The sequence below is a fragment of the Ketogulonicigenium vulgare WSH-001 genome, from assembly GCF_000223375.1.
Classification (GTDB): domain Bacteria; phylum Pseudomonadota; class Alphaproteobacteria; order Rhodobacterales; family Rhodobacteraceae; genus Ketogulonicigenium; species Ketogulonicigenium vulgare.
Genome location: NC_017384.1, coordinates 568,839 through 582,187 on the forward strand (window position 1 = coordinate 568,839; position 13,349 = coordinate 582,187).

Annotated in this window: 15 protein-coding genes; 12 read left to right on the top strand and 3 right to left on the bottom strand. The window is 63.3% G+C overall.

Annotation, left to right across the window (positions count from 1 at the left end):
- The first annotated feature begins 27 nt into the window (after nt 1-27).
- The 7 genes from hydA (at nt 28) to KVU_RS02800 (ending at nt 6,487) form a co-directional block, all read left to right on the top strand.
- The gene (hydA, locus tag KVU_RS02770) at nt 28-1,479 is read left to right on the top strand and encodes a dihydropyrimidinase (protein ID WP_014537569.1); all 1,452 of its coding nucleotides are present in this window, start codon (nt 28-30) and stop codon (nt 1,477-1,479) included.
- Nucleotides 1,480-2,253 carry an ABC transporter ATP-binding protein gene (locus tag KVU_RS02775; protein WP_014537570.1) on the top strand — a complete coding sequence of 258 codons (774 nt, stop codon included), beginning with the start codon at nt 1,480-1,482 and terminating at the stop codon, nt 2,251-2,253. It abuts the gene before it with no gap.
- 17 nt (nt 2,254-2,270) lie between these two features.
- Nucleotides 2,271-3,221 carry an ABC transporter permease gene (locus tag KVU_RS02780; RefSeq protein ID WP_162467605.1) on the top strand — a complete coding sequence of 317 codons (951 nt, stop codon included), beginning with the start codon at nt 2,271-2,273 and terminating at the stop codon, nt 3,219-3,221.
- Nucleotides 3,218-4,054: an ABC transporter permease gene (locus KVU_RS02785; protein ID WP_014537572.1), complete on the top strand. Its 837-nt coding sequence runs from the start codon at nt 3,218-3,220 to the stop codon at nt 4,052-4,054. The genes KVU_RS02780 and KVU_RS02785 overlap by 4 nt, the downstream gene beginning before the upstream one ends.
- A 43-nt stretch (nt 4,055-4,097) precedes the next feature.
- Nucleotides 4,098-5,084 carry an ABC transporter substrate-binding protein gene (locus KVU_RS02790; RefSeq protein WP_013383812.1) on the top strand — a complete coding sequence of 329 codons (987 nt, stop codon included), beginning with the start codon at nt 4,098-4,100 and terminating at the stop codon, nt 5,082-5,084.
- A gap of 72 nt (nt 5,085-5,156) precedes the next feature.
- Nucleotides 5,157-5,879, top strand: coding sequence for a tRNA (guanosine(46)-N7)-methyltransferase TrmB (gene trmB, locus KVU_RS02795; protein ID WP_013383813.1), 723 nt, complete (start codon nt 5,157-5,159; stop codon nt 5,877-5,879).
- Nucleotides 5,879-6,487 (top strand): (d)CMP kinase, encoded by a 609-nt coding sequence (locus KVU_RS02800; protein ID WP_013383814.1) that lies wholly within the window; start codon nt 5,879-5,881, stop codon nt 6,485-6,487. The genes trmB and KVU_RS02800 overlap by 1 nt, the downstream gene beginning before the upstream one ends.
- Here the strand turns inward: KVU_RS02800 and KVU_RS02805 are convergent.
- Complete coding sequence (locus KVU_RS02805) at nt 6,484-6,918, bottom strand: DUF1489 family protein (RefSeq protein WP_014537573.1); 435 nt, start codon at nt 6,916-6,918, stop codon at nt 6,484-6,486. The two genes, KVU_RS02800 and KVU_RS02805, sit on opposite strands and share 4 nt — an antisense overlap.
- A 51-nt stretch (nt 6,919-6,969) precedes the next feature.
- Nucleotides 6,970-9,105, bottom strand: coding sequence for a heavy metal translocating P-type ATPase (locus KVU_RS02810; RefSeq protein WP_013383815.1), 2,136 nt, complete (start codon nt 9,103-9,105; stop codon nt 6,970-6,972).
- An 83-nt stretch (nt 9,106-9,188) separates the two neighbouring features.
- Between KVU_RS02810 and KVU_RS02815 the strand changes: the two genes are divergently transcribed.
- Genes KVU_RS02815 through KVU_RS02830 form a run of 4 tightly spaced genes read left to right on the top strand, consistent with a single transcriptional unit; the run spans nt 9,189 to nt 11,487 of the window.
- Entirely contained in the window at nt 9,189-9,620 is a 432-nt protein-coding gene (locus KVU_RS02815) for a MerR family transcriptional regulator (protein ID WP_013383816.1), read from the top strand.
- A complete protein-coding gene (locus KVU_RS02820) occupies nt 9,621-10,328 on the top strand; it encodes an energy-coupling factor ABC transporter ATP-binding protein (protein WP_013383817.1) in 708 nt (235 codons plus the stop codon).
- Nucleotides 10,309-10,929, top strand: coding sequence for an energy-coupling factor transporter transmembrane component T family protein (locus tag KVU_RS02825; protein ID WP_014537574.1), 621 nt, complete (start codon nt 10,309-10,311; stop codon nt 10,927-10,929). Before KVU_RS02820 ends, KVU_RS02825 begins: the two co-directional genes overlap by 20 nt.
- A 9-nt stretch (nt 10,930-10,938) precedes the next feature.
- Nucleotides 10,939-11,487: a biotin transporter BioY gene (locus KVU_RS02830; protein ID WP_014537575.1), complete on the top strand. Its 549-nt coding sequence runs from the start codon at nt 10,939-10,941 to the stop codon at nt 11,485-11,487.
- A 7-nt stretch (nt 11,488-11,494) separates the two neighbouring features.
- Here KVU_RS02830 and KVU_RS02835 read toward each other — a convergent pair whose 3' ends face one another.
- Nucleotides 11,495-12,289, bottom strand: coding sequence for a lytic murein transglycosylase (locus tag KVU_RS02835; RefSeq protein WP_014537576.1), 795 nt, complete (start codon nt 12,287-12,289; stop codon nt 11,495-11,497).
- A 174-nt stretch (nt 12,290-12,463) separates the two neighbouring features.
- Here KVU_RS02835 and KVU_RS02840 point away from each other — a divergent pair, with 174 nt between their 5' ends.
- Entirely contained in the window at nt 12,464-13,333 is an 870-nt protein-coding gene (locus tag KVU_RS02840; RefSeq protein WP_014537577.1) for an SMP-30/gluconolactonase/LRE family protein, read from the top strand.
- The last annotated feature ends 16 nt before the right edge of the window (nt 13,334-13,349 follow it).

Genomic DNA, 13,349 nt, shown 5'->3' on the forward strand with positions numbered 1-13,349 from the left:
ATTTCCAACAGTTGTCGAGGACTCCGTATGACCACGGTCATTAAAGACGGAACCATTGTCACGCATGAACTGACCTATACTGCCGATGTGCTGATCGAGAATGGCGTGATCGCCGCGATTGGCGCAGGGTTGCAGGGCGATCAGGTGATTGATGCGGCAGGGTGCCTGATCATGCCGGGGGGGATTGACCCCCATACCCATCTGGAAATGCCCTTTATGGGCACGTTCTCGATCGATGATTTTGAAAGCGGCACCCGTGCGGCGCTGGCGGGCGGCACCACGATGGTGGTGGATTTCGCGCTGCCTGCGCCGGGTCAGTCGCTGCTGGATGCGCTGGCACTGTGGTCGAACAAGACGGCGCGCGCCCATTGCGATTACAGCTTTCACATGGCGATCACCTGGTGGGGCCAGCAAGTCTTTGACGAGATGGCGGAAATCACCGCCCGCGGCATTACCAGTTTCAAGCATTTCATGGCCTATAAGGGCAGCTTGATGGTCAATGATGACGAGCTGTTCGCCAGTTTTCGCCGCATCGCGGATCTGGGCGGCCTCGCGATGGTGCATGCCGAAAACGGCGATATCGTCGCCGAAATGTCCGCAAAGCTGCTGGCCGATGGCGTCACCGGTCCCGAAGGCCACGCGTTTTCGCGCCCCACGCAGGTCGAGGGCGAGGCCACGAACCGCGCCATTATGATCGCCGATATGGCGGGCGTGCCCCTCTATGTCGTCCACACCAGTTGCGAGGAAAGCCACGAAGCGATCCGCCGCGCGCGCCAATCCGGCAAACGCGTCTGGGGCGAGCCGCTGATCCAGCATCTGGTGCTGGACGATTCTGAATATCTGCACCCTGATTGGGACCATGCCGCGCGCCGCGTCATGTCGCCGCCCTTTCGCGGCAAGCAGCATCAGGACAGCCTGTGGGCGGGGTTGGCTGCGGGGTCGCTGTCTTGCGTTGCGACCGATCACTGCGCCTTTTCCACAGCGCAAAAGCGCTTCGGCCTAGGTGATTTCACCAAGATCCCGAACGGTACCGGCGGGCTCGAGGATCGGATGCCGCTGCTGTGGACTTATGGTGTCGGCACGGGGCGGTTGACGCCCAGCGAATTCGTCGCCGCCACATCGACCAATGCCGCGAAAGTTTTGAACTGCTATCCGCAAAAGGGCGCGGTGGCGGTCGGATCGGATGCTGATCTGGTGATCTGGGACCCAAAGGCGACAAAGGTGATTACCGCCAGCGCGCAACAATCCGCCAGCGATTTCAACGTGTTCGAGGGGATCACCGTCACCGGCCTGCCGCGTATGACACTCTCGCGCGGGGTGATCGCCTATGCCGAGGGCAAGGTTCTCGCGGCCGAGAGTCACGGTGCCTTTGTGCCGCGCAAGGCCAATCCCGATGTGAACCGCGCGCTTTCTGCCTGGAAAGCCGTATCCAACCCGCGCGCCGTCCTGCGCGCCGAACTGCCTGCGACGGGGGTATAAATGGCTCCGGTCATTACTGCGAACAATTTGAACCTGATCTTTCAAACCGGCGACGGGCCTGTGCAGGCGCTGAAAGATGTGAATCTGAATATTGAAAAGGGCGATTTCGTCAGCTTTATCGGCCCATCGGGCTGCGGCAAGACGACGTTTTTGCGCGTGATCGCGGGGCTCGAGCAGCCGACGGGCGGTGCGATCACCGTCAACGGCATGACCCCGGACGAGGCGCGCCGCGCCCGCGCCTATGGCTATGTCTTTCAGGCGGCGGGGCTTTACCCATGGCGCACGATTGGCGCGAATGTGCGCCTGCCGCTGGAGATCATGGGCTTTCCCAAGACCGAGCAGGATATGCGGGTGCAGCGCGTGCTGGAGCTGGTGGAACTTGCCGGTTTTGAAAAGAAATACCCGTGGCAATTGTCGGGCGGGATGCAGCAACGCGCCAGCATTGCCCGCGCGCTGGCGTTCGATGCCGATATCCTGCTGATGGACGAGCCGTTCGGTGCGCTGGATGAAATCGTCCGCGACCGCCTGAACGAGGAATTGCTCGGCCTATGGGCGCGCACCAAAAAGACCATCGGTTTTGTCACCCATTCGATCCCCGAGGCAGTCTATCTGTCGACCAAGATCGTGGTGATGTCGCCGCGCCCCGGCCGCATCACTGACGTGATCGAAAGCACCCTGCCGCGCGAGCGTCCGCTGGAGATCCGCGACAGCCCCGAATTCATCGCCATCGCGCATCGCGTGCGCGAAGGCCTGCGCGCGGGGCATGTGGAATGACCCTGCCACGTGAAGGGATAGTCAATGTGGCGGCGATCCTGACGGTGGTGGCAGGGCTGCTGCTCCTCTGGACGCTCGCCGTCATCCCGATGAACATCCGCGAGGCGCTGACCGAGGCCGAGCGGGCAGGCGCCGCCATCACCCCCGCCACCGCGCCCGAGCGTCGCGATGCCGGCGCGCTGTCGCTGGTCGTGCAAAACGCGGGTCAAATCGGGCTGACCTATGCGCAGGATCGCCCGCGTCTGCCGTCGCCCGCGCAGGTGATCCGTGAATTCTATAACAGCACCCTGGACGAAGAGATGAACGGGCGGCGCGGTATCGTGCGATCGGGCAGTCTGTCGAATGCGGGGCTGGTGCTGCATACGCTAAAGACCATTGAAACAACGCTTTACGGCTTTGTTCTTGGGGCGGTGCTGGGGATCGCGTTGGCGGTGGGTATCGTCTATTCAAGGGCGATGGATCTGTCGGTGATGCCTTGGGCAATCATCAGCCAGACCATTCCGATTGTGGCGCTGGCGCCGATGATCGTGTTGCTGCTGTCATCTGCGGGGATCACCGGCCTTGTGCCGCGCGCGATCATCGCGGCCTATCTGTCGTTCTTTCCGGTGCTGGTCGGCATGGTCAAAGGGCTGCGCGCGCCTGATCATATGCAGTTGGATCTGATGCGCACCTATAATGCTTCGGCGGCGCAGGGGTTCTGGAAGCTGCGGCTGCCGATGGCGGTCCCCTATCTGTTCGCCTCGCTGAAAGTCGCGATTGCGGGGGCGCTGGTCGGGGCGATCGTGTCGGAGCTGTCGACCTCATCCACCCAAGGCCTCGGCGCGCGGATGTTGCAGGGGTCCTATTACGGGCAAACCGTACAGATCTGGGCGGCGCTGCTGGCGGCGGCGATTTTGGCGGCGGCGATGGTCGGCGTGGTCGGCGTCGCCGACCGGCTGGTGCGCCGCGCGATGGGGGGTGCGGCATGATGCTGACCCTGCTTGCACTGGTGATCTGGCTGGGCGCTTGGGCGCTGAACCACCGGCTGTCGCGCCTCAACGCCCCTTGGGTTGCGACCGTGGCCCCAATCATCTTTGGCGTCACGCTGCTGCTGATGTGGGAATTGCTGGTGCGGGGGCTGAATGTCTCGGGCGTCATCCTGCCGCCTCCCAGCGCCATCTGGGTCAGCTTTATGCGCAACCTGCCGACCCTGTGGCAGGATCTGGTCCAGACCGTGTTCAAAGGCGCGCTGTCCGGCTATGTCATTGGCGTCATTGCGGCTTTTGTCGTGGCACTGCTGGCGGACCGGTTTGCCTTTTTGCGGCGCGGCCTGCTGCCGGTCGGCGGCTTTTTGTCCGCGCTGCCGATTGTCGGTACGGCGCCAATTTTCGTCATGTGGTTCGGCTTTGGCTGGCAGTCAAAGGCGGCCGTGGTCGTCGCCATGGTGTTCTTTCCACTGCTGGTGAATATCGTCGCGGGCCTGCGCGATACCACCGTGCAGCAGCGCGATCTGATGACGACCTATGCGGCGGGCTATTGGCAGGTGCTGCTGAAACTGCGCCTGCCAGCGGCGATGCCGTTCATTTTCAACGGGCTGAAAATCTCGACCACTCTGGCGCTGATCGGCGCGATTGTGGCGGAATTCTTCGGCTCGCCGACACAGGGCCTTGGCTTTCGGATCGACGCCTCGCGCGGGCGGCTGGCGCTGGATGTCGTGTGGTCGGCCATTGTGATGTCGGCCATCGCGGGCAGCCTGTTCTATGGGCTGGTCGCACTTGTCGAGCGGGCGGTGACGTTCTGGCACCCCTCGCAACGTAAATAACAACAAGAAAACCATAACCTCCCAACCAACAGAGAGAGCGAAAATGATCAAGAACATCTTACTGGCAGGTGCCGCGCTGGGCGCAATCGCCGCCCCCGCCATGGCGCAAGACGCGCTGACCCTGCAACTGAAATGGGTCACACAGGCGCAATTCGCGGGCTATTACGTCGCGCTGGAAAAGGGATTTTACGAGGCCGAGAACCTTGATGTCACCATCCTGCCGGGCGGCCCCGATGTGGCCCCGCCGCAGGCGCTGGCGGGCGGCGCGGCGGATATCATGACAGACTGGGTGCCCTCGGCGCTGGCGGTGCGCGAAGGCGGCCTTCCGGTCGTGAATATCGCGCAACCCTTTGCCAGCTCGGGCCTGATGCTGACCTGTTGGAAAGACGCGGGCTTTACCGGCCCGCAGGATTTCAAAGGCCATACAATCGGCGTCTGGTTCGGCGGCAATGAATATCCCTTCCTGAACTGGATGAGCGCCGAAGGCATCTCGGTTGATGGCGGCGAAGATGGCGTGACGATCCTGCGTCAGGGTTTCAACGTCGACCCGCTGCTGCAGCGTCAGGCCGATTGCATTTCGACCATGACCTATAACGAATATGGCCAAGTGCTGGAGGCTGGCGTCAGCCCCGACGAGCTGACCAATTTCGTCTTCGAGGATCTGGGCGTTGCCACGCTGGAAGACGGCCTTTGGGTGTTGGAAGACCGCCTGTCGGACGAGGCCTTTGTCGATTCTCTGGTGCGGTTCGTGCGCGCCTCGATGGAGGGTTGGAAATACGCCGAGGCGAACCCCGAGGAAGCCGCCGCCATCGTGCTGGAATTCGACGAGACCGGCGCCCAGACCGAGGCGCATCAGGTCTTTATGATGAGCGAGATTGCCAAGCTGACCGCAGGCTCGAACGGCGCGCTGGACCCGGCGGCGTTTGACCGCACGGTTGAAATGCTGATGCAGCCCGGCTCGGACCCGGTCATCACCGCCGTGCCCGAAGGCGCATGGACGCATGTCATCACTGACGCGGCCCTGAACTAAAACGACGTGGCATGGCGGCGAACCCGCCATGCCCCCCTTTACGCAAGGCACGGCTACAGCTATCGGAGCGCCATGTCACAGCGCATTTCCAAACCCCGTCTTCATCCCGATGGCACGCCTTGGCGGAACTTCTACGGTCGCATTCGCGGTAAAACGCTGCGCCCCGCGCAAGAGGCGCGCCTGAGCGATCTTGACCCGCTGTCGCCCGGCGCGGTCACCTATGAGGAAAACCCCCAGCGCCTGCCGCTGGATTTGCAGGCGCGCTTTGGTGATCGCCCGATCTGGTTGGAAATCGGTTTTGGCGGCGGCGAGCATCTGGTGCATATGGCCGCCACCCATCCCGATATGGCGATCATCGGGGCCGAGCCCTATGTGAACGGCGTCGCCATGCTGCTGCGCAAGATTGATCTGGCGGGCGTATCGAACCTTGCCGTTTTCCCCGGCGATGTGCGCGAGCTGTTCGACGTCATCCCCGATGGCGCGATTGCCAAGGCCTTCCTGAATTACCCCGATCCATGGCACAAGGCGCGCCACCATCGCCGCCGGTTTGTCACGCCCGATTATCTTGCGCCGCTGCATCGCGTGCTGGCCAAAGGTGCCGAATTCCGTGTCGCGACGGACATTCCCGATTATGTGCGCCAGACGCTGGAAGAAGTGCCGCCCGCAGGCTTTGCCCGCGTCGATCATCCGATGGATCAGCCGTGGTCGGATTGGATCTCGACCCGGTATGAGCAAAAGGCCCTGCGCGAGGGGCGCTTCCCCAACTACATGACCTTTATCCGGGACGATGCCTGATGATTTTCACGATCGCGATTGACGGCCCGGCTGCGGCGGGCAAGGGCACCTTGGCCAAGGCCTTGGCCGCCCATTACAATATGCCGCATCTGGATACCGGATCGCTCTATCGTGCGGTGGCGGTCAAGGTGCTGGCGGGGGTCGCGCCTGCGGATGCCGCCCGCGCGCTGACCCCTGCCGATCTTGCCGCACCGAACCTGCGCAGCCCCGAGGTTGGCGCCGAAGCCTCGCGCGTCGCGGCTATCCCCGAGGTGCGCGCCGCGCTGCTGGCGTTCCAGCAGCGTTTCGCGCTGCAAGAGGGCGGCGCGGTGCTGGACGGCCGCGATGTTGGCACGGTCATTGCGCCCGATGCGCCGGTGAAACTGTTCGTCACCGCCAGCGATATATCGCGGGCCGAGCGACGCCTGTCGGAATTCAAACGCGCGGGCGTTGATACCGATTTTGAAACCGTGCTGCGCGATATGCAGGACCGCGACGCGCGCGATGCGGCGCGTGATGCCGCGCCTATGCTTGCCGCTGATGATGCGATCACCATCGACACATCGGAACTGACCGCCGAGGAAGTGCTGGCCGTCGCCATTGATCTGATCGACGAAATCCGCGGTTAAATAACCCCGAATTCCGCCAATGCCGCCGAGAGTTTCGGCGGCAGCGCATCATCTGCCGCGCGTTTGGGGTCAAGATCGGCAGGCGCATCGCCGCCCGCAAAATAGCGCCAGCCTTGGAAGGGGCGGCGCGGCGTTGGCGTCACGCGGATCAGTTCTGGCTCTAGCACCATGGCGCAGCGCTCGATCCCGTCGCTGCCGGTGACGCGGTCAAAGCGGACGAGTTTCTGGCGGCACAGGATCACCCCTTTGATCACCCAATAGACCGAACCTTCAGAGCTGAGGATCTCCGCCTCGCGCTTGGGCCACATACGGGTGATGTGGCGCGGCAGGCCGTCGGCGGTCTGCGCCTGCGGCAGGCTTTGCCACGCGGCCAGATCGCCCACATCCTCAGTGCCGACGGAAAGTTTAATGATATTGAGCGAACCAGCCATCTGCGCCTCCGTTATCCAGAGGTTGTAACCTTGGGGCGCGGCAGGTGCAATTCACCCCTTTTTGTCCGGCGAGAACCGCAGCAGGCGCAGCGCGTTCAGCGTGACCAGCACGGTTGCGCCGGTATCGGCAAGGATCGCCACCCAAAGACCGGTATAACCAAGCACCGATGTCACAAGGAAAATTCCCTTCAGCCCCAGCGCCAGCGCGACGTTTTGATGGATATTCCCCATCGCCGCGCGCGCGAGTGCGATCAGGCCCGGAATATCCTGCACACGGCTGCGCAGGATCGCCGCATCGGCGGTTTCCAGCGCCACATCCGTGCCGCCACCCATCGCCACACCGACGCTGGCCTGTTTCAGCGCGGGCGCGTCGTTAATGCCGTCCCCGACCATCATCACGCCACCCGCCCCCGACAGATCGCGGATTGCGGTCAGCTTATCCTCGGGCCGCATTTCGGCGCGGAACGCCGTGCCAAGCGTTTCTGCAATCGCGGCGGCGGTGCGGGGGTTGTCGCCGGTCAGGATGGTGGTGCTGATCCCCATTGCGTGCAGACGGGCGATGGCTGCGGCGGCATCCGCGCGCGGCTCGTCCCGCATGGCGATCAGACCCAGCGCAGCGCCGCGGCGATAGACGGTAACGACGGTCTTGCCCTCGGCCTCCAGCGCGGCGGCTTGCTCCATCACATCCGTGCCGATCACGCCATCCGCCAGTGCCGTGCGGGGCGAGGTTACAAAAGCGGGCGCGCCCGCAACCTCGGCGGTGACACCCATGCCGGTCAGATCGCGCGCGCCGCTGGCCGGCAGCACAGGCAGATCCGCTGCCCGCGACAGGATTGCACCGGCGAGGGGGTGCGAGGAGCCACGCTCGACCGCCGCAGCGACGGACATCACCTCGTCCACATTGGCGGTCAGGGGGATGATATCGGTGACTTTGGGCGTGCCCTCGGTCAGGGTGCCGGTCTTGTCAAAGGCGATGGTGCGGATGGCGGCGGCGGCCTCGATCACGGCGCCGCCTTTCATCAGCAGGCCGTTGCGCGCGCCTGCCGCCATGGCCGAGGCGATGGATGCGGGGACCGAGATCACCAGCGCGCAGGGGCAGCCGATCAGCAAAAGGGCAAGGCCGCGATAGACCCATGTCCCCCAATCCTGTCCCATCGCCAGCGGCGGCACCACGATCACCAACAGCGAGGCCAACACGATCAGCGGCATATACCAGCGGCTGAAGCGGTCAATGAACCGTTCGGTCGGGGCGCGGGCCTCTTCGGCCTCCTCGACCAAGCGGATAATCCGGGCGATGGTATTGTCGCTGGCCTGCCGCGTGACGCGGATGCGCAGGGCGGCCTGGGTGTTGATCGCGCCTGCGAAGACATCCTCGCCGGGGCCGCGCGTGCGGGGTATGCTCTCGCCGGTGACGGGGCTTTCGTCAATGCCCGAGGTGCCCTCGATAATCTCGCCATCTGCGGCGATCCGCTCGCCGGGGCGGGCCTGGATGATATCGCCGATGTTCAGCGATGCGGCGGGCACCTCATGCGTGTGATTGCCGTGTTCGCGCAGGGCGGTGCGGGGGACAAGCTGCCCCAGCGCGCGAATGCCCTGACGCGCGCGGTTGGTCGCAACGCCCTCTAGCACTTCGCCTACGGCAAACAGGAACACCACCAGCGCGGCCTCCTCGGCGGCGTTGATGAACAGCGCGCCCACGGCCGCAATGGTCATCAGGCTTTCAATCGTAAAGGGCTGGCCCGTGCGCAGCGCGGCAGTGGCGCGGCGGGCGACGGGGATCAGCCCGGTCAGGCAGGCGAGTGTAAAGGCCAGCGGTCCCACTGCCGGGAACAGCCATTCGGCCCCCCAAGCCAGTGCCAGCAGCACGCCCGTCAGGATCACAAGGCGACCCTTGCCGGTCTGATACCACGTGCGGTCGCGGTCTGCGGGGTCGTCATGATCGTGGCCGTGGCCGTGGCCATGTTCATGGTCGTGCTTTTTCACGCCCGCGATCCCGTAACCCAGATCGCGCACCGTGCTTTCCACATCCGCCGCATTGGCCCCGCCTTGCAACGCCAGTTTCAGCCGCTCGCTGATGACGGTCACCTCGACATCTGCGGTGCCGGGCAAACGCTCGACCGCGGTTTTGATCTTGCGCGCGCAACCGGCGCAATCCATGCCGGTGATATTCCATTCATGTGTCGTCATCCGAGTCGTGCCGCCTTCAGGTCTTGCTTTCATCGAATCAGGAAACTAATTGCTCTAGCAACTAGAGGTTCAAGGGGTAAATCATGCTGACGATCGGAAAGTTGGGGAAAGCGGCGGGCGTCAAAGTGCCGACGATCCGCTATTACGAACAGATCGGCCTGTTGCCCGATGTCGGGCGCAGCGCGGGGAACCAGCGGCTTTATGGCACTGACGTGCTGAACCGGCTGCGGTTCATCCGCCACGCGCGCGATCTGGGCTTCCCGCTCGAGGATGTGCGCGAACTCCTCAGCCTGTCCGACCAGCCCGACCATTCCTGTGCGGCGGTCGACACAATCGCGGTGCGCCAATTGGCCGAGGTGCGCGACCGGATCAGCCGGTTGCAGGCTCTGGAGGCCGAGCTTGCCCGTATGATCGCGCAGGACGCCCATACCACCATCGCCGATTGCCGCGTGATCGAGGTTTTGGGCAACCATGACCTGTGCAAGCATCACGACCACGCCGAGACCGCGCATTAAATGGCGCCCGTCACGCTGGATTTCAAATCGCTAACCTATAGCCCGTCGGATGCGCCGCTGTTCACCGGTTTTTCGCTGACGTTGCAGCAGCATCGTGTTGGCGTTGTCGGTCGCAACGGTGCGGGAAAATCGCAGCTTTTGCGTCTTGCGGCGGGTCTGATCGCCCCCGATCAGGGCGAGGTGCGGCTGGAAGGCGTCGATATCGCGCGCCAACGCGCCCGCGCGATTGAGCTGGTCGGCGTGATCTTTCAGAACCCCGATCACCAGATCATCTTCCCGACCGTGGACGAGGAAATGGGCTTTGGCCTGCGCCATCTGCCCAAGGCCGAGGCCGAGGCCCGTATCGACGCGGTGCTGGCACAGTTTCAGCGCCAGCCGTGGCGGGGCCGGGCAGTGCAATCGCTGTCGCATGGGCAAAAGCAATTGCTGTGCCTGATGGCCGTGATCGCGATGCAGCCGAAATTGATCGTGCTGGATGAGCCGACCTCGGGCCTTGATCTGGTGACGCGGCTGCGGTTGCTGCGCGTGCTGCGCGATCTGCCGCAGGACGTGCTGCACGTGACCCATGACCTCGAGGCGCTGGCGGGTTATGATCGCGTGATCTGGCTGGATCGCGGCCAAGTGCTGCTGGACGGCCCGCCCAATACCGTGCTGCCCGCCTATATCGCCGATATGCAAGAGCGCGCCGATGCTGAGCCTGACCACTGAAGTTCCGACCCCCTTCCATCGCCTGCCGGCGGCCCTCAAGCTGACGGCGTTGGCGGTGTTTATGGTGGTGGTGATGCTGGCGTTTTCGCCGCTGACCTTGGCGATCGCCGCCATCGCCGTGCTGATCTTGCATATGATTGGCGGGCTAGCCCTGATGCGGCAGGCGATGCGGCTGCTGCGCCCGATCTGGATATTCGTTGTGGTGATCGTGGTCTGGCACGCGGTGTTCGGGACGTTGACCAGCGGGCTGCTGATCGCGGGGCGCATTATCACGCTGGTTGCGGCGGCCAATCTGGTGACCATGACGACGCCCCTGCAAGAGATGATGCGCGTGATCGCGGGCCTTTTGCGCCGCATTGGCGTGCCCGCAGGACTGCGCAGCCAGATCGCAACGGCGGCGGCGCTGGTGATCAGCTTTGTCCCGCAGCTTTCCGCCCGGGCGGGCCAGATGCGCATGGCTTGGCGCGCGCGCAGCACAAAGCGGGCAGGGTGGCGATTGGCGCTGCCTTTGGCCCTTTCTGCGATTGACGCAGCCGATCAGGTCGGCGAAGCATTGCGCGCCCGCGGTGCCATTGACAGCGATAGCCGCGACCAGACCTGAACGGAGCCCATGTTGGAACGCAATCTTGCGATGATCGCCCTTTTTGCCGCGCTGATCGGGGCTTTGGCCTTTGTGCCGGCGCTGACCTTGCTGAATGGGGTGCCGATCTCGGCCCAAAGCATGGGGATCATGCTGGCGGGCGCCGTTCTGGGGCCAAAACGTGGCGCGCTGGCGGTGCTGCTGTTTCTGGCGCTGGTCGCGCTGGGCCTGCCGCTGCTATCGGGCGGGCGCGGCGGTCTGGGGGTGTTTATGGGGCCGACGATTGGCTATCTGGTCGCCTTTCCCATCGGCGCATTCGTCACCGGCTGGATCGCGGGCCAGTTCCGCGCGCCCATGAGCCTGCCTGCCGTGCTGACAGGCGCGCTGATCAGCGGCGTGGTGATCGTGAATTTCATCGGCGCGCTGGGCATGTGGTGGAAACTAGAGACCAGCTTTATCGGCGCATTGGCGATGACCACGCCCTTTTTGCTGGGGGATATCATCAAAGCGGTGCTGACGGCGGTGATCACCGCCGCCGTGGCACAGGCGCGTCCCAGCCTGATCAAACAGCGCGCCTAAGCACCGATCAGGCGTCGATGCGGCTGGCGATCAGGGCGATGGCGCGCTGATAGACGCCCGCCGCATTCCATTCTTGGATCACCCTGAAATTCGGGCCACCCTCGGCATAGCTCTGGCCGGTCTGCCAGCCCTTTTGGCGCAGAAAATTCGCGGTGGAATACAGCGAATCTGCGCGGTTCGTCATATCGACGATGCCATCCCCGTTGCCGTCGACACCGTAAGCCAGAATATTGCCGGGCAGGAATTGGGTATGGCCCAGCTCGCCATGCATCGCGCCGGTGGAATTCGGGCTGATCGCGCCGCGATCCACCAATTGCAGCGCGGCCAGCGCATGGGGCGTGAAGAATGCGGGGCGGCGGCAGTCATAGGCCAGCGTCGTGATCGCCGAGACCACGTTGCTGTCGCCCATGAAATTGCCAAAGCCGGTCTCCATCCCATGGATCGCGACGATGATGCTAGAGGGAACGCCATAGGTCAGTTCCAGTTGCAGAAAGAAATCGCGGTTATTCTCGATCTGGCGGCGACCTTGGGCGACGATGGTGTCGCCGCCGCGAATGCGCATGAACTCGTCCAGCTCATAGCGGAAACTGCGCTGGTTGCGGTCGGCGTTAATGGTTCGGGTCGCATAGGTCGCACTATCGAGCGCCGCCAATCCTCGCGCGCCGACGCCGTTTTGCGCCGCATATTGCGCAAATTCGCGCTTCCACGCGCCAAAACCTGCGGCGGTATCACCGCAGGTCAAGGCCGCCGCCGGGCCTGCAAGCAGCGCGCCCAGCAGGAATGTCAAAGCCGTCTTCCGCATGATCTTCCCCCCAAAATGTATGGCCGCATCATACCGGCCGAAATCCGCATGGCTAGAAAACTTTTGCCGATCATGGGTTTGTGACTATTTTTCGCTAGAGGGTGTCAGATTGTCGCACTATCGTGGGCGCGGGAATGCGCGGGCCCTAAAAACCCGTGTCCAAAGGAGGAAAGAATGAACAAGCTCATCTCGTCCCTGTCTGTCGCCGCCCTGTTTGCAGCTGCCGCCCCCGCTATGGCGGCCGAGCCAGTCGAACTGTGGCGCACCACCGGCTTTACGGCACCTGAATCGGTCTCTTATGACCCCGGCACCGACGCATTCTATGTGACCAACGTGAACGGCGACGCCGAAGGCGCGGCTGGCTTTATTTCGAAACTGAACCGCGACGGCACCATCGCCGAGGAACGCTTTGCCGAAGGGCTGACCCGCCCGCTGGGCACTGCAATCGCGGATGGCGTCCTGTATGTGGCAACCGTGAATTCGATTGCCACGGTTGATCTAGCATCGGGCGAAGTCACCCAATATCCCGCGCCCGAAGGCACCAATATGCTGAACGGTATCGATGTGGCCGAAGATGGCACGGTCTATGCGACCGACACGATGGCCGGTTCGATCTATGCGCTGCAGGACGGCACTGTCAGCCTGTGGCTGCAAGATCCGGCGCTGGCGGGTATCAACGGCATCGAAGTGGATGGCGAGCGTCTGATCATTGTCCGCATGGGCGATCTGTCGAACGGCTTTGCCAATATCTCGCCCATTGGCGATGCCAAGCAGATCAATATCGCATCCAAAGAAATCAGCGATTTCGGCCAGACCGAGATCGGTATTTTCGACGGTGTTGATATGGCCGAAGGCGGCGTTCTTGCGGCAGATTACGCCGGCGGCAAGCTGGTCTTTATCCCCGAGGAAGGCGCCCCCGAGACGATCCTTGATACCGGGATGCTCAGCTTTGCCGACCACCATTACTATCCCGAACTTGATGGTCTGGTGATCGTGCCGGTGACGCAGTCGAATGTCGTCATCGCCTATAGCTGGCAGCAATAATGAAAAGGGCCGCCCG